General features: G+C 46.2%; 22 protein-coding genes, 2 rRNA genes and 1 riboswitch. Of the genes, 21 read left to right on the forward strand and 3 right to left on the reverse strand.

The window, feature by feature from the left end; all coding sequences use genetic code 11:
- The 6 genes from KOL94_RS19100 to KOL94_RS19125 form a co-directional block, all read left to right on the forward strand.
- A 23S ribosomal RNA gene (locus KOL94_RS19100) occupies positions 1-173 on the forward strand; the annotation flags it as partial.
- 255 nt (positions 174-428) lie between these two features.
- Positions 429-544, forward strand: a 5S ribosomal RNA gene (gene rrf, locus KOL94_RS19105).
- A 506-nt stretch (positions 545-1,050) separates the two neighbouring features.
- Positions 1,051-1,629: an AAA family ATPase gene (locus tag KOL94_RS19110; protein ID WP_221568585.1), complete on the forward strand. Its 579-nt coding sequence runs from the start codon at positions 1,051-1,053 to the stop codon at positions 1,627-1,629.
- 223 nt (positions 1,630-1,852) lie between these two features.
- The gene (locus KOL94_RS19115; RefSeq protein WP_221568272.1) at positions 1,853-2,242 is read left to right on the forward strand and encodes a group-specific protein; all 390 of its coding nucleotides are present in this window, start codon (positions 1,853-1,855) and stop codon (positions 2,240-2,242) included.
- A 212-nt stretch (positions 2,243-2,454) separates the two neighbouring features.
- A complete protein-coding gene (locus KOL94_RS19120) occupies positions 2,455-2,910 on the forward strand; it encodes a GNAT family N-acetyltransferase (protein ID WP_221568273.1) in 456 nt (151 codons plus the stop codon).
- Positions 2,911-2,946: 36 nt separating this feature from the next.
- On the forward strand, positions 2,947-3,390 hold the full coding sequence (locus KOL94_RS19125) for a pyridoxamine 5'-phosphate oxidase family protein (RefSeq protein ID WP_221568274.1): 444 nt from the start codon (positions 2,947-2,949) through the stop codon (positions 3,388-3,390).
- A gap of 63 nt (positions 3,391-3,453) precedes the next feature.
- Here the strand turns inward: KOL94_RS19125 and KOL94_RS19130 are convergent, their stop codons facing one another.
- On the reverse strand, positions 3,454-3,759 hold the full coding sequence (locus tag KOL94_RS19130; protein WP_221568275.1) for a DUF3243 domain-containing protein: 306 nt from the start codon (positions 3,757-3,759) through the stop codon (positions 3,454-3,456).
- A 538-nt stretch (positions 3,760-4,297) separates the two neighbouring features.
- Between KOL94_RS19130 and KOL94_RS19135 the strand changes: the two genes are divergently transcribed.
- From KOL94_RS19135 to purD, 14 genes are all read left to right on the forward strand, one after another.
- Positions 4,298-4,825: a DUF2179 domain-containing protein gene (locus KOL94_RS19135; RefSeq protein ID WP_221568276.1), complete on the forward strand. Its 528-nt coding sequence runs from the start codon at positions 4,298-4,300 to the stop codon at positions 4,823-4,825.
- 6 nt (positions 4,826-4,831) lie between these two features.
- Positions 4,832-5,035, forward strand: coding sequence for an NETI motif-containing protein (locus KOL94_RS19140; protein WP_221568277.1), 204 nt, complete (start codon positions 4,832-4,834; stop codon positions 5,033-5,035).
- Positions 5,036-5,110: 75 nt separating this feature from the next.
- Positions 5,111-5,212: riboswitch (purine riboswitch) on the forward strand.
- Between the two features lie 174 nt (positions 5,213-5,386).
- Positions 5,387-5,875 (forward strand): 5-(carboxyamino)imidazole ribonucleotide mutase, encoded by a 489-nt coding sequence (purE, locus tag KOL94_RS19145; RefSeq protein ID WP_221568278.1) that lies wholly within the window; start codon positions 5,387-5,389, stop codon positions 5,873-5,875.
- Entirely contained in the window at positions 5,872-7,032 is a 1,161-nt protein-coding gene (gene purK / locus KOL94_RS19150) for a 5-(carboxyamino)imidazole ribonucleotide synthase (RefSeq protein WP_221568279.1), read from the forward strand. Before purE ends, purK begins: the two co-directional genes overlap by 4 nt.
- On the forward strand, positions 7,029-8,324 hold the full coding sequence (purB, locus tag KOL94_RS19155) for an adenylosuccinate lyase (protein WP_221568280.1): 1,296 nt from the start codon (positions 7,029-7,031) through the stop codon (positions 8,322-8,324). Before purK ends, purB begins: the two co-directional genes overlap by 4 nt.
- 178 nt (positions 8,325-8,502) lie before the next feature.
- Positions 8,503-9,216, forward strand: coding sequence for a phosphoribosylaminoimidazolesuccinocarboxamide synthase (gene purC / locus KOL94_RS19160; protein WP_221568281.1), 714 nt, complete (start codon positions 8,503-8,505; stop codon positions 9,214-9,216).
- A gap of 378 nt (positions 9,217-9,594) precedes the next feature.
- Positions 9,595-9,849, forward strand: a complete 255-nt coding sequence (gene purS, locus KOL94_RS19165; RefSeq protein ID WP_221568282.1) for a phosphoribosylformylglycinamidine synthase subunit PurS — start codon at positions 9,595-9,597, stop codon at positions 9,847-9,849.
- Positions 9,846-10,529: a phosphoribosylformylglycinamidine synthase subunit PurQ gene (gene purQ, locus KOL94_RS19170; protein ID WP_221568283.1), complete on the forward strand. Its 684-nt coding sequence runs from the start codon at positions 9,846-9,848 to the stop codon at positions 10,527-10,529. Before purS ends, purQ begins: the two co-directional genes overlap by 4 nt.
- Positions 10,513-12,738: a phosphoribosylformylglycinamidine synthase subunit PurL gene (purL, locus tag KOL94_RS19175; protein ID WP_221568284.1), complete on the forward strand. Its 2,226-nt coding sequence runs from the start codon at positions 10,513-10,515 to the stop codon at positions 12,736-12,738. Before purQ ends, purL begins: the two co-directional genes overlap by 17 nt.
- Entirely contained in the window at positions 12,714-14,138 is a 1,425-nt protein-coding gene (gene purF, locus KOL94_RS19180) for an amidophosphoribosyltransferase (protein ID WP_221568285.1), read from the forward strand. The genes purL and purF overlap by 25 nt, the downstream gene beginning before the upstream one ends.
- A 303-nt stretch (positions 14,139-14,441) precedes the next feature.
- The gene (purM, locus tag KOL94_RS19185) at positions 14,442-15,485 is read left to right on the forward strand and encodes a phosphoribosylformylglycinamidine cyclo-ligase (RefSeq protein WP_221568287.1); all 1,044 of its coding nucleotides are present in this window, start codon (positions 14,442-14,444) and stop codon (positions 15,483-15,485) included.
- Positions 15,482-16,072 (forward strand): phosphoribosylglycinamide formyltransferase, encoded by a 591-nt coding sequence (gene purN, locus KOL94_RS19190; RefSeq protein ID WP_221568288.1) that lies wholly within the window; start codon positions 15,482-15,484, stop codon positions 16,070-16,072. The genes purM and purN overlap by 4 nt, the downstream gene beginning before the upstream one ends.
- Positions 16,072-17,604, forward strand: coding sequence for a bifunctional phosphoribosylaminoimidazolecarboxamide formyltransferase/IMP cyclohydrolase (gene purH / locus KOL94_RS19195; protein ID WP_221568289.1), 1,533 nt, complete (start codon positions 16,072-16,074; stop codon positions 17,602-17,604). Before purN ends, purH begins: the two co-directional genes overlap by 1 nt.
- A gap of 15 nt (positions 17,605-17,619) precedes the next feature.
- A complete protein-coding gene (gene purD, locus KOL94_RS19200; RefSeq protein ID WP_221568290.1) occupies positions 17,620-18,894 on the forward strand; it encodes a phosphoribosylamine--glycine ligase in 1,275 nt (424 codons plus the stop codon).
- Here purD and KOL94_RS25820 read toward each other — a convergent pair.
- Positions 18,869-18,985 carry an EYxxD motif small membrane protein gene (locus KOL94_RS25820; protein WP_369010068.1) on the reverse strand — a complete coding sequence of 39 codons (117 nt, stop codon included), beginning with the start codon at positions 18,983-18,985 and terminating at the stop codon, positions 18,869-18,871. The two genes, purD and KOL94_RS25820, sit on opposite strands and share 26 nt — an antisense overlap.
- A gap of 177 nt (positions 18,986-19,162) precedes the next feature.
- Positions 19,163-19,423, reverse strand: a complete 261-nt coding sequence (locus tag KOL94_RS19205) for a YgaP family membrane protein (RefSeq protein WP_221568291.1) — start codon at positions 19,421-19,423, stop codon at positions 19,163-19,165.
- A gap of 155 nt (positions 19,424-19,578) precedes the next feature.
- Between KOL94_RS19205 and KOL94_RS19210 the strand changes: the two genes are divergently transcribed.
- A complete protein-coding gene (locus KOL94_RS19210) occupies positions 19,579-21,306 on the forward strand; it encodes an adenine deaminase C-terminal domain-containing protein (RefSeq protein ID WP_221568292.1) in 1,728 nt (575 codons plus the stop codon).
- Positions 21,307-21,482 lie beyond the last annotated feature (176 nt).

Below are 21,482 nucleotides of genomic sequence, written 5' to 3' on the forward strand. Positions count from 1 at the left end.
TGTGGACGGGATAAGTGCTGAAAGCATCTAAGCATGAAGCCCCCCTCAAGATGAGATTTCCCATCGCGTCAAGCGAGTAAGATCCCTCAGAGATGATGAGGTTGATAGGTCTGGTGTGGAAGCGTGGCGACACGTGGAGCTGACAGATACTAATCGATCGAGGACTTAACCACACATAATGAACGCTGACTAACATCGTCACGTCCTGTGACAACGTCAGCACCAGCACATCCTGTGCGTCGCGTTTTCAAGAAAGACATTATCTAGTTTTGAGGGAATGGTTTCCTTCAAACTTCATATGAAGATTTGTCAGAATCAAGAGATTCGAGGAAGCAAGTGACCGATCACCGGAGTGTACTTTCGCGGTACATGAGGATGAGAGTGAACACAGCTGACAAAGAAGCTCGATGGTTATCACAAATCGATAGTCTGGTGACGACAGCGAAGAGGTCACACCCGTTCCCATGCCGAACACGGAAGTTAAGCTCTTCAGCGCCAATGGTAATTGGGGGCTTCCCCCTGTGAGAGTAGGACGTCGCCGGGCTGTAAAAAGGTGAAACGTACATTTATCTGTCGTTTCATCTTTTTTTATTGTATCTATGATGTTCGTAAGGCTATGAAGGCATATGTAGCAACTGAGGATTGAGAGGAACAAGGAGATCGAGGAAACCAGGGAGCGACGCCCGCAGCGTATGATATACGCGAGGACCGGAATGAGTGCCGATGACGAAGAGATCCGCCGTTCATCGCAGGCCGAAGGTCGAACACGGAAGTTAAGCTCTTCAGCGCCAATGGTAATTGGGGGCTTCCCCCTGTGAGAGTAGGACGTCGCCGGGCTGTAAAAAGGTGAAACGTACATTTATCTGTCGTTTCATCTTTTTTTATTGTTTTATAAAATGTAATTCATATTTTGTATGATAAGATTAAAGCACCGAAAATTTCCAAAAAGTAAAGGTGACCAAATGATCCTATTCCGGAACACCAAAATTAGAAACAGATTGATTAATCCTTAGAAGGATGGAACTCAAGGTACAAAAGGACAGGTGTATGATGAAAAGGCTAGTAATTATCACAGTCGGTAAGACCCATAGCGGAAAAACGACATTTGCTAAAGCTTTAGAACATCAGTTGTACAACTCGCTTGTGATCGATCAGGACAATCATGCGGAATTCATCAATACCCATTATAAAACCTTACTACCAAAAGAAGGCCCCAATACAATCAAGTATGCCCTCACTCAGACAATTGTTGATTATGCTGTTAACCAAACTAACTATCATCTCATTCTTTGCAACTCAAATCGTGCTCGTAATGCTCGGTTGGAGTTGCTCGAACACTTTCATGATCGAGGATTTATCAGCATCCTCGTTAATTTTGATATTCCATATCATGTTCTTCAAGCTCGAATTGCAAAAAGTCAGCGAAGTACAACGATATTCAGGAGTGCCTCGACTTTTGGGGAAGTTCTTACTCGGCAACAGGCTGAGTCTTATAAGGCTAATATAAGGGTACCCATAGAAGGAGAAGCTGATCATTTATTTACCATCAAAAGTTCTGAGGAAGTGCAGTTTGTTACTCGAAGAATTATAGATATTGCTCATAATCTAAGAGGATCCTCAGCTCGTTGATGTTTCGATATATAAGCGAGTTAGAACATTAAGGAGGGGGAATCGTGAATGAATTAAAAAATACTTAAAGAGGACGAATATCATCGGAAAATAAAAAATAAAGATCTGTTTATTGATACAATCAATGGTATTTTAAATTTTTTACTTAAGTTTATTTTTAGATAGTTAAGGCGGTACTTTGTTTTCAAGAAATTCGCAAGCAGTAATAGAAGAGGGAGCCTGAATGAAGTTTTATATTGCATCAAGTTTTAAAAATATTGATAAAGTGCGTTACGTAAGTGAACAGTTAGTCACCAAAGGATACATACAGACATTTGATTGGACAAAGCATGAAAAAGCTTCAACATTTGAAGAACTGAAACAAATTGGTGAAAAAGAAAAAGATGCTGTGATCGAATCAGATTTTATCGTGGTCATTTTACCAGCCGGCAAAGGAAGCCATATTGAATTAGGTATTGCCCTCGGTCTTAACAAAAAAGTTATCCTTTTCTCTCCAAATTATGAAGTATATGATTTTTCTGCCACCAGTACCTTTTATCATCTATCTGAAGTTGATCATTTTACTGGGACCATAGATGAGCTAGTGGCATTTTTACATTTAAAGAAAGTATAAAATACTTTCTTCAATATAAGTACAACTAAGGCTCAGCCTTCGCCCTAAGGCTTGGCTTTGCCAAGTTTTCTTTAACGAATAAAGAAAAATGTATGATTAATTAAATGAAGCATTACTTTTAAAAAAAGTAATGCTTTTTCCTATTAAAAGCTATGTCCAGAAGTGTATGATTAAAAAGGAATTAAAATAATGAAGGCTTGGAGAGATGTTTTATGAAAATCAAAATAGATGACTTAACTGGAACCGAAGTGTCTGAATTGGTGAACGGCCATCTTCAGGGTATGACACTACATTCTCCGCCAGAAAGTATCCATGCACTGAATCTTGAGGCATTGCGGAAACCAGAAATCACATTCTGGAGCGTTTGGGAGGAAGATGTAGTAGTTGGTTGCGGGGCTTTAAAAGAACTTGATGATAAACATGGAGAAGTCAAATCAATGCGAACGTCTTCTTCACATCTAAGAAAGGGTGTTGCCAAACAACTCCTTGAACACATTATTGGAGAAGCCCATCGACGGGGTTATCAGCGGTTGAGTTTGGAAACGGGTTCAATGGATGCTTTTGAACCAGCAAGGAAGCTATATAAGCGGTTCGGTTTCGAATATTGTAAGCCGTTTTCGGATTATTTGGAGGACCCAAACAGTGTTTTTATGACCAAGGAACTTTGAGTTCAATTATTTAAAATCATGAAAGGAAGTTTTGGAATGAAGATCATCGAAGGAAAGAAAACCTTTAATTTAGATGAATTTCTTAAGAAACCCTTATTCGCTCATCTTTCTACTTTGTCATCGGAAGGGCCTAGGGAATCACCTGTATGGTTCTATTGGGAAGATGAATGTATTTATATTATCGGAACACCTTCTTCAGACAGCTTTCCAGGACGAATAGAAAAGAATCCTGAATGTGCAATCGGTATAGTGGATCTCGACCATACAACAGGTAAAGTATTGCACGCAGGGTTTCGAGGCTGTGCGACTGTAGAGCCATTTGATAAACGGATTGCAACACGCTTGCTAGCGCGTTATTTAGGACCTGAAGAAGAGAAATGGGATCCAAGATTTCAAGGTTTGGGAAACAGTAATATTTTAATAAAATTTGTTCCGGAAACTGTCGTTGTACGAGACCAATCCTTCATCCCGAGTATATAGGGTTGCTCAGCTACATAAAGAAGGAAACCCAGGTGAGTAATAACCTGGGTCCCGTTAAGTTCCTTAATTTGTTTGATCTGCAAGTTTCACTAACACATGCGCCATATGTTGGCGTTCTTCTTCATTGGCTACGTTCCATAATTCATTCAGCACTTTTTCTTCACGATTTCGAGGCTCTTCGTGTTTCGCTAAATAATCTGCTACGCGCTTTGCCCCTTTAGTCAATCCTTCTTCTCCAAGGCCAAGCTTTTCACCTCTGTGGACTTGATCTCCTAGATAATTTTTAAACGTTTCGAAGTTTTGCATGATATCATCTTTTTTATCTTCGCTCATTTGAGCAGCTGCTTGTTTTGGATCTTTGTCAAGCATGTGTAAAGCCCTCCTTAAATGGTAGTACTTACCTTTACCTTAAAAGCGAACGATATAAACATTATAATAAGGTTGAGGGTTAAGAAGGTAATATATTGTAATTCGATAGAGCCAAGAAAAGCGGTTTATTTTTCGATCCTCCTCTGGGCACCGTAATTTATATTTACCTTTACCTTTTCACAACATCGTATCCTATAACAAACCCGGTAGAAACACCAAACACCTAATCCTGGAGTCGGTATTATCATATCAGGGTTATTATTTTTATATCCCATCTATACTGCCCATAAGAATTGGTTTGGGTTGAATGATGATTAGGATGTACAAGAGAGCTTGGTTTTTCAAGCTCGTCTTTTTAATATATATAGGAAAGTATAAAATTTAGGTCTGCCACAGCACTTCAACGTGGTAGTTTTTAAAAAAGCCTTCAAGTAGCTCCTAGAAAGTATGATTTAATGACTTTTCTCTTTTTTTCTACAATAATTTCGTGCTATCCTTAGAGTTACAAAAATTGAAAGTTGTGTTTGGAGGTTAGACCGTGATTGAAAATGGTTTGGTGCTTATTGCAATCATCTTGATCATCAATATCGTTTATGTGACGTTCTTTACTTTACGTATGATTTTGACGCTTAAAAATCAACGGTATCTGGCTGCGACAGTCAGTGTTTTTGAAGTCATCATTTATGTCATCGGTCTTGGCATTGTTTTAGAGAACCTGAATGAAATCCAGAACTTGATTGCATATGCAGTAGGCTATGGAATCGGCGTCATTGTCGGGATGAAAATTGAAGAAAAGCTGGCCTTAGGGTATATTACCGTTAACGTGATCACGAAAGACTTCGATTCGAACATTCCGAACGCACTTAGGGATAAAGGATACGGGGTTACAAACTGGTTGGCGGATGGTCGTGAAGGTCCTCGGCTGATGATGGAAATCCTGACCTCGCGTAAATCAGAACATAATCTTTATAATAGTGTGAAGGACCTTGATCCGAAAGCGTTCATCATTTCGCATGAGCCTAAAGCATTCTATGGAGGGTTCTGGGTCAAGTCTATTCGGAGGTAAAGACACATGGATAAGAAGAAGCCGAAAAAGAAGAAGTTCGAAGTATTGGAAAACGAGAGCATCTCAAGCTGTCTCGATCGGATGAAGGAAGAAGGCTATATGCCTGTCCGCCGGATGGAGGAGCCGGTCTTTCAAGAAAATACTCGAAATGGTAAAAAAGAAGTGGAAGTTTTACGCCAAAGGGTGATTTTTGAAGGAAAATTACAGTAAAACCCGAACATTAAATATAAATATGAAACTATCGTTCGATTTTTCGTTGACATAGCTGTTTTTCCATTGTTACAATATAACTGGAATTAAGACTCTCATATAATCTTGGGAATAGGGCCCATAAGTTTCTACCCAGTGACCGTAAATCATTGGACTATGAGGGAAAGCGATAGGTATGCTCACGTAAATGATAGATGACCGTGCGATGCCCAGGATTTTTTATGCTTTCTCATCATTAAAGAGAAACTTTCATAATCCTGGGCATTTTTACGTTTTTAAGAGTCATTCACTCTCTTTCAGCGGGAAAGATTTTATAACGATCAATCAATTAAGGAAGGTTTGGTGATATGGATGAATCCAAAAATCGGCATCATCATGGGAAGCACATCCGACTGGGAAACGATGAAACATACATGTGACATTTTAGATGAGATAGAAATCCCTTATGAAAAGCAAGTTGTCTCAGCACACCGGACACCAGACCTGATGTTCCAATATGCAGAGGAAGCAAGAGCACGTGGATTAAAAGTTATCGTGGCAGGAGCAGGCGGAGCAGCGCACCTTCCTGGAATGGTCGCAGCAAAAACGACGTTGCCTGTCATCGGGGTGCCCGTCCAATCGAAAGCACTCAATGGCTTGGATTCACTTTTATCGATTGTCCAAATGCCCGGCGGTGTACCAGTTGCGACGGTGGCGATCGGAAAAGCAGGTGCGACTAATGCAGGACTGTTAGCGGCACAGATCATCGGAACGAATGATGAAGAGGTTGCGGCACGATTACAAGCACGTCAAGAAAAGGTCCGTGAAAAAGTACTGGAAAGCAGTGGTGATTTGAAATGAGTCAACCAATCGTCCCTCCAAAAACGATCGGAATCCTTGGCGGGGGTCAGCTCGGACGTATGATGGCAATAGCTGCGAAGGAGATGGGCTTCAAGGTAGCTACGGTCGATCCGACTGAAGGTTCCCCGTGCGGATTGATCGCAGACATTGAAATCGTTGGAGATTACGCGAGTGAAGAGGCACGAAACAAGCTTGCGGAAGTGAGCGATGTCATCACGTATGAATTTGAAAATGTCGATCTTACTACAGCCAGATGGCTTGAGGAGCATCACCATCTTCCACAGGGAAGTAATCTTTTGAAAGTCACACAGGACCGGGCGGAGGAAAAAGCGACGCTAGAAAAAATCGGTGTCCAGGTTGCCCCTTATGAACTGGTTAACCAGAAATCCGAGTTGGAAATGGCCCTTGAGAACGTCGATTACCCGGCCATATTAAAAACGACACGGGGCGGATACGATGGGAAAGGACAAGTTGTGCTCGACTCACCGGACGACTTGAATAAGGCGAAAGAGCTTTTAGAAAGCGGTCGACCTTGCGTCCTCGAAAAGAAAATCAATTTTATGAAAGAGATCTCAGTGATTGTTGCACGAAATACATCAGGAGATACCGAGACGTTCCCGGTTGCTGAAAACATCCATAAAGACAATATTTTATATCAGTCGATCGTGCCGGCACGGATTTCCGAGGACAATATAGCAGAAGCAGAATCATTAGCGAGAAAGATTGCGGATGGACTCGATCTCGTCGGAACATTGGCTGTCGAAATGTTCCTGACAGAAGACCACGGCATCTACATCAACGAACTTGCTCCAAGACCGCATAACTCTGGCCATTACACGATCGAAGGGTGCATGGTCTCCCAGTTTCAGCAGCATATCCGCGCAATCTGCGGGTGGAAGCTCGGCAAGCCGAATTTGGTAAAACCGAGCGTAATGGTGAACCTACTAGGGGAAGACGCGGCGAATATTCTTGAATTCGCTCCGCTCTTCGATGATGTGCACCTCCATCTTTATGAGAAAAAGGAGATCAAGGATAAGCGAAAGATGGGGCATTTCACGATTATTGATGAAACATTGAATGAAGCAGTCGATAAAGCAGAAACAATAATGGAAAACTTGCAAAAATCACCAAAACATAAGCTGGAGGAAGTCAAATGATAGAACGTTATACAAGACCTGAAATGGGATCGATTTGGACAGAGGAAAACAAATTCAAAGCATGGCTCGAGGTTGAAATCCTTGCTTGTGAAGCATGGGCAGAGCTTGGTGATATTCCGAAAGAGGATGTGGTAAAGCTTCGCGAAAACGCATCCTTCGATGTGAACCGGATCCACGAAATCGAGGAACAAACACGCCATGATGTTGTTGCATTTACAAGAGCGGTTTCAGAAACACTTGGTGAAGAACGCAAATGGGTCCATTATGGTCTGACTTCAACAGACGTCGTCGACACAGCACTCTCTTACTTGATCAAGCAGGCGAACGAAATCCTTATACAAGACGTTGACAATTTCATCGAGGTTTTAAAAGAGAAAGCGAAAGAACACAAATATACAGTGATGATGGGACGGACACATGGGGTCCATGCGGAACCGACGACATTCGGCTTGAAGCTCGCGCTCTGGTATGAAGAGATGAAGCGCAATAAAGAGCGTTTGGAACAGGCGGTCGAAGGGATCCGTTTTGGAAAGCTCTCCGGTGCGGTCGGAACCTATGCGAACATCCCGCCGTTCGTTGAAGAATATGTGTGTGAAAAACTTGGCTTGAACCGTGCACCGGTTTCGACCCAAACGTTACAGCGTGACCGCCATGCACACTACATTTCAACACTGGCGCTGGTTGCGACTTCGGTTGAAAAATTCGCGACAGAGATCCGTGGATTGCAAAAGAGTGAAACGCGTGAAGTTGAGGAGTTTTTCGCAAAAGGGCAGAAGGGTTCGTCAGCGATGCCGCATAAACGGAATCCGGTCGGATCTGAGAACATGACGGGGCTCGCACGTGTGATTCGTGGCCATATGGTTACGGCGATGGAGAACGTATCCCTCTGGCATGAGCGTGATATTTCGCACTCATCCGCTGAGCGCGTGATCATTCCAGACAGCACGATTCTGTTGAATTACATGCTGAACCGATTCTCGAACATCGTAAAGAACTTGACGGTGTTCCCTGAAAACATGAAGCGTAACATGACTCGGACATACGGTTTGATCTACTCGCAGCGTGTCTTGCTTTCTTTGATCGATAAAGGCATGAGCCGTGAAGAGGCATATGACCTTGTTCAGCCGAAAGCGATGGAAGCATGGGAGAGAGGCATCCAGTTCCGCGAGCTGATCGAAGCGGAACCGCGTGTGACGGAAATGCTTGCACCTGCTGAGATCGAGGACTGCTTCGACTATAACTACCACGTACGTGAAGTGGACAATATCTTCAAACGCGTCGGGTTGGAATAAAACGTCGATCCGGCAGTGGAAATGTCCAGTAAATTTGGCGTTTTGTCCAGATAAATCGGATTGTTGTACAGAAAAAATGGAAACATGTCCAGATATTTTAGAGTTTTGTCCAGATAATTTGTGATGATGTCCAGATTCAACCACTACACGGTTTTTGATTTTAAGAGGAGGGACCGAGATGGAAAAACAAGCGTTGCTGTATGAGGGGAAAGCAAAACGGATTTATCAGACGGATGATCCTGAACTTGTCTGGATCGAGTACAAAGATGAAGCAACAGCTTTCAACGGTGAAAAGAAGACGACGATCACCGGGAAAGGGAAATTGAACAATGAAATTTCCTTGCTTTTGTTCGAAATGCTGCATGAAGCCGGAATCGAATCACATTTTGTGAAGAAGCTTTCGGAGACCGAACAGCTCGTGAAAAATGTCCAGATCATCCCGCTTGAAGTCGTGGTCCGGAATGTAGCGGCAGGCTCGCTGGCCAACCGGCTAGGAATGGAAGAGGGCGAACTGCTGCCGGAAACGATCGTCGAGTTTTACTATAAGAACGATGACCTTGGAGATCCGTTGTTGACCCATGATCACATCCGAGTACTCGGGCTGGTCGAAGAGACGGAGCTTTCCCTGCTTCGTCAGAAAGGTCTTGCGGTCAATGAGGTTCTTGTCCCGTATTTTAAAAAGCTCAACATCGATCTTGTCGATTTCAAGCTGGAGTTCGGGATTGGATCTGACGGAGAAGTATTGCTGGCCGATGAAATTTCACCGGATACATGCCGTCTTTGGGATTCTGACACGAAGGAAAAGCTCGATAAAGACGTGTTCCGCCGCGATCTCGGAAGTTTGACGGAGACATACGCGAAGCTATTGGAACGATTGACTGTCGCTCGCTGATCCGCGTTTTGTAGGTAATTTTGAATTTTTGTAGGTTGGGGCTGTTTTTTGTAGATAATGCTGGGCTGGAATGACTTAAGAGGTCGTCGACGCCGCTTTCAAACGAATTTTTTCGATAATGAAGCTTTTTTCACGTATTGCTATGTTAAATAATGCTGTTGATTTCTGACTAAGTTTGATTGAAGCGAAATTTGTGAGATTCCTGCGGAAAAAGCGAGCGAGGCGAGACCCCACAGCGAGGAACTCGTATGGAGGCTTGTGGATCGCCCGCGGAAAGGGAGTGAATTTCGCAAAAATCAACAATAAGGTATAACAAAACCTTACGAAAAAAGCACAGAGTTTCATCAAATCTAAAGAAAACTCGGGGAGGCCGATTTCATGTATAACGTAAAAGTGTTTGTGACTTTGAAGGAGAGCGTTTTAGATCCACAGGGAGCTGCTGTGAAGGATTCACTTCACCGTCTTGCCTATCAATCTGTAGAGGATGTCCGGATCGGGAAGTACATTGAATTGACGCTGAAAAAGGAAGATGGGGACATTGACGCTCAAGTCCGAGAAATCTGTGAAAAGCTGCTCGCGAACACAGTGATCGAAGACTTTACGTATGAAATCGAGGAGGTCGTCCCTCAATGAGATTTGCAGTCGTCGTTTTTCCAGGTTCCAACTGTGATGTCGATATGTATCACGCGATCAAGGATGAGCTTGGCGAAGAAGTCGAATACGTCTGGCATGATGACGAGGAGCTGAGTTCCTATGACGGAATCCTCATCCCAGGCGGATTCTCGTATGGAGATTACTTACGAGGCGGGGCTATTGCTCGTTTTTCGAACGTCATGAATTCGATCCATGAGGCGAACAAAGCCGGAAAACCGATTCTCGGTGTCTGCAACGGCTTCCAGATTCTGCTCGAAGCGGGACTGCTCCCAGGCGCGATGCAGCGGAATGAGAAGTTGAAATTCATCTGCCGCCAGGTCGAACTTACCGTCGAGAATAACGGAACGGTTTTTACAAGTCTATATGAAAAAGATGAAAAGATCACGATTCCTGTCGCACATGGTGAAGGAAACTATTATTGCGATGAGGCTACGTATGAAAGATTAGTAGAGAACAATCAGATTGCATTCCGATATGGCACGAACATCAACGGATCTAGGCATGGTATCGCAGGGATCACCAATGCAAACGGAAATGTCCTCGGAATGATGCCGCATCCTGAGCGGGCAGTCGATGAACTGCTCGGCAGCAAAGACGGTCTGAAATTATTTCAATCAATCGTGAAAGCTTGGAGGGAAGCACATGTCTTATCCACATGAACCTAATGCACAGATGATCAAGGAACAGAAGCTCTATCAAGAGATGGGCTTGAACGATGAAGAGTTCGCGATGGTTGAATCGATCCTCGGAAGATCGCCGAACTACACAGAAACCGGGCTATTCTCAGTCATGTGGTCCGAGCATTGCAGCTACAAGAACTCGAAGCCTGTTTTACGTAAGTTCCCGACAGACGGAAAGCGTGTTCTTCAAGGACCAGGTGAGGGTGCTGGAATCGTCGATATCGGGGACGATCAAGCGGTTGTTTTCAAAATTGAGAGCCACAACCACCCGTCCGCGATTGAGCCGTATCAAGGGGCTGCGACTGGAGTCGGCGGAATCATCCGTGACGTCTTTTCGATGGGTGCGCGTCCAGTAGCACTTCTCAACTCGCTTCGTTTCGGTGAGCTGAGCTCAGGCCGCGTGAAGTATTTGTTTGAAGAGGTTGTCGCAGGGATTGCAGGCTACGGAAACTGTATCGGCATTCCAACAGTCGGCGGTGAAGTCCAGTTCGACGCTTCGTACGAAGGAAATCCGCTTGTGAACGCAATGTGTGTCGGTGTCATCGACCATAAAGATATCCAGAAAGGGCAGGCGAACGGAATCGGCAACTCAGTCATGTATGTCGGCGCTCGTACTGGCCGTGACGGTATCCACGGTGCTACGTTCGCTTCTGAAGAATTGAACGACGCATCTGATGAAAAACGTCCTGCGGTCCAAGTCGGCGACCCATTCATGGAAAAGCTTCTGCTTGAAGCGTGTCTTGAGCTTGTCCAATGTGATGCCCTTGTCGGAATCCAGGACATGGGAGCGGCGGGACTCACGTCGTCATCGAGTGAAATGGCGAGCAAATCAGGTGTCGGTATCGAAATGGACCTGGACCTTGTGCCACAGCGTGAAACGAATATGACACCTTATGAGATGATGCTTTCTGAGTCGCAAGAACGTATGTTGATCGTCGTGAAAAAAGGTCGCGAAGACGAGATCGTCAAGATTTTTGAAAAATGGGGTCTTGAAGCGGTGACGATCGGAAATGTCATCGAGGAAAAAGAGCTCCGCCTCCTCCACAAAGGTGAAATCGTCGCGAACGTACCGGTCGACGCACTAGCTGAGGAAGCACCGGTTTATCACAAGCCGAGCTCAGTTCCAGCGTATTATGAACAGTTCCAAAACCAAGAAGCCTACGTTCCGAACGTAGCTGATTATAAAGAAACATTATTGAAGTTGTTGGCTCAGCCGACGATTGCGAGCAAGTCCTGGGTGTTCGATCAATATGACCATATGGTCCGCACGAGCACGGTCGTTTCACCAGGTTCAGATGCAGCTGTGGTCCGGATCCGTGGCACACGTAAAGCACTTGCGATGACAACGGATTGTAACTCTCGCTATCTTTATCTCGATCCAGAGGTTGGTGGAAAAATCGCGGTTGCGGAAGCTGCGCGAAATATTGTCTGCTCAGGCGGTGAGCCGCTTGCGATCACTGACTGTCTGAACTTCGGGAACCCTGAAAAGCCTGAAATCTTCTGGCAGCTCGAAAAAGCGGTGGATGGCATGAGCGAAGCGTGCCGTACCCTTTCAACACCGGTCATCAGCGGAAATGTGTCGTTGTATAACGAAACAAACGGTGTGGCCGTTTATCCGACGCCGGTTGTTGGTATGGTCGGGCTTGTCCATGATCTTGATCACGTGACGACTCAATCGTTTAAAGAGGCGGGCGACGTCATCTACATGATCGGTGAAACAAAGCCTGAGTTTTCTGGAAGTGAACTTCAGAAGGTGTTGGAAGGTAAGATTTTCGGTAAAGCTCCAGCGCTTGATATTGAACAAGAAGCAAGCTATCAATCTCAGCTTTTAAAAGCGATCCAAGAAGGTGTAGTCGAATCTGCACATGACGTAGCAGAAGGCGGCGTCGCGGTTGCGATTGCTGAGAGTATGATGGAAGGCGAGCTTGGTGCATCTGTGACCTTGAAGGGAGCGGAAGTCGCGGCGTTATTCAGTGAATCTCAATCTCGTTTCCTCGTATCGGTCAAACCGGAAAACGTTGAGCAATTTGAAAAACTAGTAGATGCGACCGAAATTGGTGTTGTGCTTGATCGCCCGGCATTACGCATCGAATCTGAAAGTGGAAGTGAACTCATCTCAGCAACGAAAGAGGAGCTTGAAACAGCTTGGAAAGGAGCCATTCCATGTTTGCTGACATCAAAGGTCTAAACGAAGAGTGCGGTGTGTTCGCCATCTGGGGTCACCAAGAGGCGGCTCAACTCACGTATTACGGCTTGCACAGCCTCCAGCATCGTGGTCAGGAAGGCGCAGGGATCGCGGTGACAGACGGTGAAGCTGTGAATTTCCATAAAAACAGCGGGCTCGTAACGGAAGTGTTCAACCGTGGAGAGCTTTCATCGTTGACAGGAAAAGCTGCAATCGGGCATGTGCGTTATTCGACGGCTGGCGGTTCGGAGTTTGCGAATGTCCAACCGCTTGTCTTCCAATCCCAGCGTGGAGCTCTTGCTCTTGCCCATAACGGGAATCTTGTGAACGCGAACATGCTGAAGCAGCAGTTGGAAGCTCAGGGAAGTATTTTTCAAACGACTTCCGATACAGAGGTGCTCGCACATCTTATCAAGCGAAGCGGTCTTTTCAACTTGCGTGATCAGGTGAAAAATGCCCTGTCGATGATCAAAGGGGCTTACGCGTTCGTCATCATGACAGAAGACGGAATCATGGCGGCCCAGGACCCGAACGGCTTGCGACCTCTTTCATTAGGTAAAATTGGCGATGCTTACGTCGTCGCTTCGGAAACGTGTGCGTTCGATGTCATCGGAGCGGAGTATATCCGTGACGTCCATCCGGGAGAGCTGTTGATCATTAATGACGACGGTGTGGAGAGTGACACGTTCACTTCATCGACGAATCGTGCGATCTGCAGCATGGAGTACATTTATTTTTCCCGTCCAGACAGCCATATCGACGAAATCAACATCCATACTGCCCGTAAAAATCTCGGAAAACGTCTGGCAGCTGAAGCTTTCGTTGAAGCGGACGTCGTCACAGGTGTTCCAGATTCAAGCATCTCAGCAGCAATCGGTTACGCTGAAGCAGCTGGGATTCCGTATGAACTTGGGTTGATCAAGAACCGCTATGTTGGGCGTACGTTCATCCAGCCTTCCCAGGAGTTAAGGGAACAGGGTGTGAAAATGAAGCTTTCACCGGTGCGCGGAATCGTTGAAGGAAAACGTGTTGTCATGGTCGATGACTCGATTGTTCGCGGAACGACAAGCCGTCGGATCGTGCAGATGCTTCGGGATGCTGGGGCGAAAGAGGTCCACGTACGGATCAGTTCACCACCGATCGCTCACCCGTGCTATTACGGAATTGACATTTCGTCTAAAGAGGAGCTGATCGCCTCGAATTATTCGGTCGAGGAAATCCGTGAAATCATCGGTGCGGATACGCTCGAATACTTGAGCATCGATGGCATGATGGATGCGATTGGGCGCAACCCGAAAGAGCAGAACTGCGGGCAATGCCTCGGCTGTTTTACAGGCAAATACCCGACAGAAATCTATCCAGACACCGTCCTGCCGCACGAAAAAGAACTCGTTTATAAATAAATAATTGTTAACGGACACAGGAGACCTTATTTGGGTCCAAACGTCCTGTTTTGTAAAAATAACGGACACCAGAGACCTTATTTGATTGAATTCATAGAAAATCAGCTGTGTTTTACCCAAATAAGAGCGCTCATGTCCGTTAAGTTGTACGATCGCTACTTTTTATCACAGATAAGGGCTCTCATGTCCGTTAATCTTCAAATAGTGGATATAAGTAAGATCCGACAATTAAATTGACCTTTCAAAAGCAACGATGTTGACAATAAGATCCGAAGCTAATCAAAGGTCCAAGGGGGAAAAAGTATGGCACAAGCATATAAGCAAGCTGGAGTCGATGTTGAGGCAGGATACGAAGCTGTCAAACGTATGAAGAAGCATGTCAAGGACACGATGCGGCCGGAAGTTCTCGGTGGAATCGGTGCTTTTGGCGGCATGTTCGATTTATCCAAGCTCAATGTCAAGGAACCTGTCCTTATTTCGGGGACAGACGGAGTCGGGACGAAGCTGATGCTCGCGTTCCAAATGGATAAGCACGATACGATCGGCATCGATGCTGTCGCGATGTGCGTCAATGACATCGTTGCACAGGGCGCGGAGCCGCTATACTTTTTAGATTACATTGCTTGTGGAAAGCTTGAGCCTGAGAAAGTCGAACAGATCGTCAAAGGAATCTCCGAAGGATGTAAGCAGGCAGGAGCTGCCCTGATCGGCGGGGAAACAGCTGAAATGCCTGGCATGTATGACCCTGAAGAGTATGATCTTGCTGGTTTTACAGTTGGTGTCGCAGAGAAATCGAAGCTAATCACCCCTGAAAAAGTAAGCAAAGGCGATGCGCTGATCGGAATTGCGTCAAGCGGTATCCATAGCAACGGCTATTCGCTCGTCCGAAAAGTATTGCTTGAGCAGGCAGGTTACACGCTTAATCAAACGTTTGATCAACTCGGAAAAACGCTTGGCAAAGAGCTTTTGACGCCGACGAAAATCTACGTGAAGCCTGTGCTCGAGGTTTTAAACAACTATGAAGTTTCAGGAATCGCCCACATAACCGGCGGTGGGTTCATCGAAAATGTGCCACGCATGCTGCCTGAAGGGCTTAGTGCGGAGGTAGATCTCGGTTCATGGCCTGTTCCTGAGATTTTTTCATTGCTTCAGAAGGAAGGCGGATTATCCTCAGATGACATGCTTGGCACCTTCAATATGGGAATCGGCATGGTGCTTGCTGTGAAACATGAGGACGCGGTCAAGGTGATCCGGACTATTGAGGCACAAGGCGAGTCAGCCTTTTTGATCGGCCGGATAAAAGAAGGAACAGAAGGCATTACGTTTGGTGGAGGAGAATTGAAATGAAAGGCATCGCAGTATTTGCATCCGGTTCAGGCTCCAACTTTCAGGCGATTGTCGATGCTTGTGAGTCAGGTGAACTCGATGCGAAAGTGAACCTGCTCGTCTGTGACCGTCCAGGTGCTAAAACCATTGAACGTGCTGACAAACATGGCATCCCGACGTTCGTTTTTAAGGCTAAAGAGTACCCGGATAAGGAAGCTTTCGAGACGGAGATTTTAAAAAGCTTGGAGGAAGCGAAGGTCGAGTTCATCGCATTGGCAGGCTATATGCGGTTGATCGGACCGACGCTGCTTTCACAATTTGAGGGGAAGATGGTCAACATCCACCCTTCTTTATTGCCTGCTTTTCCAGGTAAAGACGCTATCGGACAAGCGATCGAGTCGGGCGTTTCGGAGACTGGTGTCACAGTCCACTATGTCGACAATGGAATGGACACGGGCCCTATCATCGAACAAGCCTCAGTGCCGATTGACGCTGGTGATACGGCCGAAATTTTACAACAGAAAATCCATAAGATTGAGCATGAATTATATCCGAGAGTCATCCAGAACATCCTACACACATCCACGGAGAAAGGGGAATTCGCATAATGCGCGCACTAGTGAGTGTTTCGAATAAAGAAGGGCTGATTCCGTTTGTCGAAGGTCTGATCGAGCAGGGGATCGAAATCGTATCGACAGGCGGAACGAAACGGGCGATTGAAGAGGCTGGACTCAAGGTAACAGGCATTTCCGAGGTGACAGGTTTTCCTGAAATCCTTGACGGCCGTGTAAAAACGTTGCATCCGAACATTCATGGCGGTTTGCTTGCGGTTCGGGAAAATGCCGATCACCAGGCGCAAATCGAAGAACACAACATCACACCGATCGATTTCGTCGTCGTTAATCTGTATCCGTTCAAAGAGACGATCTCGCGTGCGGATGTGACCTACGAGGACGCGATTGAGAACATCGATATCGGCGGACCGAGCATGCTCCGTTCAGCTGCGAAAAACCACGCTTCCGTTACAGTGGCGGTGGATCCTGCTGACTATGGGACGATTTTAGAAGAGTTGAAAGCGAACGGTGCGGTGGCTGACGAAACGAAGCGTCGTCTTGCCGCAAAAGTGTTCCGCCATACAGCTGCGTATGATGCTCTGATTGCCCAGTACTTGACGGATATGACAGAAGAGGAGTACCCGGAATCCTACACAGTGACGTACACGAAAAAACAAGCATTGCGTTATGGAGAGAACCCGCATCAGAAGGCAGCTTTTTACGAGGTGCCAATTGGAGAGCCTTCAACGATTGCAAAAGCGAAGCAACTACACGGGAAGGAGCTTTCCTTCAACAACATCAATGATGCAGATGCGGCTCTGCAGATCATCCAGGAATTTGATGAGCCGGCTGTCGTAGCGGTCAAACATACGAATCCTTGCGGTGTCGGTGTCGGAAAGACGTTGGCGGAAGCGTATCAACTCGCGTATGAAGCGGACCCTGTTTCGATTTTCGGCGGAATCGTGGCGACGAACCAGGAAGTCGATGCGGAAACGGCTCAAAGGCTGAAGGAGATTTTCCTTGAGATCATCATTGCGCCATCGTTCTCTGAAGAAGCGTTAGCGGTTTTGACGGAAAAGAAAAACCTGCGCCTTTTACAGGTTGAACCGAAAACAATCGCGACGCAGGTACAAAAACGGATCCAAACCGTATCAGGGGGTGCATTGGTCCAGCAGGAAGATCACTATGGGTTTGACAATGCTGACTTGAAAGTGGCGACTAAACGGGAGCCGACGGAAACGGAATGGGCAGACCTGAAGCTCAGCTGGCAAATCGTCAAGCACGTAAAGTCGAATGCGATCGTCCTTGCGAAAGGGAATCAGACAATCGGAGTAGGAGCAGGTCAGATGAACCGTGTCGGTGCGGCGAAAATCGCGCTTGAGCAAGCAGGAGATAAGGTTTCGGGCTCATCCCTTGCGTCAGATGCTTTCTTTCCGATGAGCGATACGGTCGAAGCAGCAGCAAAAGCTGGTGTAGCTGCGATCATCCAGCCAGGCGGTTCGATACGTGACCAGGAATCGATTGATAAAGCGGATGAATACGGCATTGCGATGGTACTTACAGGTGTACGGCATTTCAAACATTAATCGAGGGGTGATTAGATGAACGTTCTGATCGTTGGTAAAGGTGGAAGAGAGCATGCGATTGCGTGGAAAATGGCACAGTCAGAGCGTGTGACGCAGGTGTTTGTCGCACCTGGTAACGTCGGGATGACTGATGTTGCGGAGTGTGTCGATATTGCTGAATCGGATCAAGACGGATTGGTCCAGTTTGCGAAGGAAAATGGCGTTGATTTGACTGTTGTGGGTCCTGAGCAGCCTTTGCTTGATGGACTTGTGGATCGTTTTGAAGCGGAAGATCTCGCGGTTTTCGGACCGACACGGGCAGCTGCATTGATCGAAGGCAGCAAGACGTATGCGAACGAATTGATGGAGAAATATGCAATTCCGACCGCTTTCTCAGCTTCTTTCACTGATTATGAGCAAGCGAAGACGTACTTAGCAGAAAAAGGGGCGCCGATCGTGATAAAAGCTGATGGTCTTGCGGCTGGGAAAGGTGTTGTCGTCGCGATGACGATAGCAGAAGCGGAAGAAGCGCTCCACAGCATGATGGTTGAGACGAAATTCGGTGAGGCGAGCAGTAAAGTCGTCATTGAGGAATTTTTAGAGGGTGAAGAATTCTCGTTGATGGCGTTCGTCAATGGGAAGAAGGTGCTGCCAATGGTGATTTCGCAGGACCACAAACGGGCATTTGACGGGGATCTCGGACCGAACACTGGGGGAATGGGCGCATACTCCCCTGTGCCGCATATTTCCGATAAAGTGGTGGAAGTCGCGGTTGGGGAGATTCTGCAGCCAATGGCTGACGCGCTTGTAAAAGAGGATGCGTCGTTTACGGGAATCTTGTATGCGGGGCTGATGTTGACAGACCGAGGACCGAAAGTGATCGAGTTCAACGCTCGATTCGGCGATCCGGAAACACAGGTCGTACTTCCACGCCTCGAAAGTGATCTGTTTGAGGTTATGACAGGCTTGTTGAATGGAGAAGATGTCTCGCTTGAATGGTCCACTGATGAATATGTCGGAGTTGTGCTGGCATCAGGCGGTTATCCGGGATCCTATGAAAAAGGTGTCGCGATCAATGGACTGGAGACTGTTTCTGCGGATACCCTCACGTTCTTTGCAGGTGTAAAAGGGGACGGTGGACAGTTAGTGACAGACGGCGGGCGAATTCTGCTGCTTGCTGCTAAATCTGAGAATCTGGAAAGTGCGCAAACTTCTGTTTATCGTGAAATGGCGAAGCTGGAGTGTGCTGAAAGTTTTTACCGAAAAGACATCGGTTCAAAAGCGATCAAGGCTGTCTCCTCCGGAAAATGAAAAACGTCAACGCGATGATGCTTCCGACGATCATCGCAAGCACAAACAGCATATCTGTCATGTATTCCATCAGTACATCGACATACTTCATGTAAAATCACCTCTTTTTATAAGAAAAGCTCCCAATCCGGGAGCTTTTTCATTTTTTGTTAAAAGGTGTCGCGCGGTAATCCGGCGGGTTCGAGGCATAATCCTGCCACCTTCAGCCCGATTCCGGCCAAAGGTTACTTTTTACACCTTCACCACTCAAGAAGGATTGCTTCACTAATCAAGAAGGATTGATCGGAGAGCCCTCTTTTGTCATGGAGGCGAGGTCCATGTTCCTCAGCTTTTGCCCGTTTTCGTAAAGATCAGTCATAGGGCAATATCTTGTAATCCCTTCGCCAACCTTCATCGCCCCAAGCATCATCGTGAGTAGATGACTTTGGCGGTGCGGTTTACGACCCATTCTTGCTGCCGCATAAGCGACCATCGTCAAACCGACTGTAATTCGGATCAATGCATTCACTGTACCTATGTTCTGTTTCATATTGTTCTCCTCCTTTTAGTCAGGTTCCTCGGCATTTCAGATTTTGGCGAGCTACAGCTTTAATTCGTTATACTGTAGCGAATTTCCGGGTTATGGTATCATGGTGTACAGAAGATTCTAACAAATAGAAACCATACATACACCGAGGTGATGAAATGTCACAGCATTTAGTGAATTGGTCGAAGCAGCAGCTCCGGACCCATATCCAAGTCATTCAGGGCGAACAGCCGCCCACGCTTGTCTTAGAAAATGCTACATACTTGAACAACGTTTTGAAAAAATGGATCACGACAAACATATGGATTTATGAGGATCGGATCGTCTATGTTGGTGGGAAAATGCCGCAAAACAAAACCGGATGCGAGATTATCGATTGTGAAAACCGATATATCGTTCCAGGTTATATCGAGCCTCATGTCCACCCATTTCAACTTTATAATCCCCAGACCTTTGCTTCTTATTCAGCAAAACGGGGGACGACAACGTTCATTTGCGACAACCTGATGCTTTTGCCATTAGAAAAAAAGAAAGCGCTTACGTTCATGACGGATATCAATGAACTGCCCTACACGTTTTTCTGGTGGTGCCGTTATGATTCGCAGACAAAGCTGCAGAATGAGGATGAGATTTTTTCTGAGGAGATGTTCGATCAGTTCTTGGATCATCCCTATACCTTGCAAGGTGGTGAATTGACGAACTGGCCGCAGGTGCTGAAAGGCGATGATAAGACGCTCCATTGGATGCAGGAGACGAAAAGGCGAGGGTTGAAAATCGAAAGCCATCTGCCTGGTGCGTCTGAGCGGACTTTAGCAAAGCTGGCGGTACTCGGTGCGGATTGTGACCATGAAGCGATGACTGGAGAAGAAGCGGTTCTCCGCATGTCACTCGGCTATACGACTTCGCTCCGCTATTCGTCGATCCGTCCAGACTTACCAGACATTTTAGAAGAGATGCTTGCGCTTGGTGTCGAGAATTTCGACCGCGTGTTGATGACGACGGATGGCTCAACACCGAATTTCCATCGTGATGGAGTGACTGATGAAGTGCTCCGGATCGCTCTTGAAAAAGGAGTACCGTTAGAAGATGCGTATGCGATGGTCTCCTATAATATTGCGCGCCATTACGGGATCGATCATCAGTACGGAATGATCGCGCCTGGCAGGGTCGCGAATCTGAACATTTTAAAAGATCCAAAAGAGCCGACGCCAGAGACAGTTTTATCAAAAGGAAAGTGGATTACAGAGGAACCGGAAGCAGCCTTCAACTGGTCGGATTACGATATCAAGCCATACGATCTTGATTGGTCGTTAAAGGCAGAGGACCTCGACGTCGTCTCACCTGCAGGGATTGATATGGTGAACGCGGTGATTACGAAGCCTTATAAAACTGAACTCGATTTTACAGTTGAAGAACTTGACCAAGATCATTATGAAAGCTTTTTTGCGTTGGTCGATCGGAACGGAAAGTGGCGTGTCAATGCGATGCTGAAAGGTTTCGCTTCAGGCGTGTCAGGGTTTGTCAGCTCATATTCGAATAGCGCCGACATATTATTGATAGGAAAAAGCAAAAAAGATATGGTGACGGCTTTCGAACGATTGAAGGAAATCGGCGGCGGGATCGTTCTTGTCGAGAAAGGTGAGGTCATATGTGAAATCCCGCTCGCGCTGAATGGCGGATGCTCCACAGAGCCGATGGAAACGGTCATGGACCAGCAGAATCAACTTGTTAAAGAACTGAAGGACCGGGGCTATATTTTTGTGGATCCGATTTACAGTTTGTTATTTTTTTCATCGACTCATTTGCCTTATATTCGCATCACGCCAAGCGGCATTGTTGATGTCTTGAAAAATGAGGTGCTGTCCTTTCCTGTTGTAATGCGTTAAACTGTAGTTAGTTGAGAAATTATTAACGGCGAATATTCGACGCATAGGACGTGCTAGTACTGCCGTTGTCATAGGACGTGACGCTTTTAGGCAGTGATCGTTACTTGTTTTTTGCGGTCCTCCGACGTACAGGATGTACTAGGACCGGCGTTGTCACAGGACGTGACGTATTTAGC

It is taken from the genome of Alkalihalobacillus sp. TS-13 (assembly GCF_019720915.1).
GTDB lineage: Bacteria > Bacillota > Bacilli > Bacillales > Fictibacillaceae > Pseudalkalibacillus.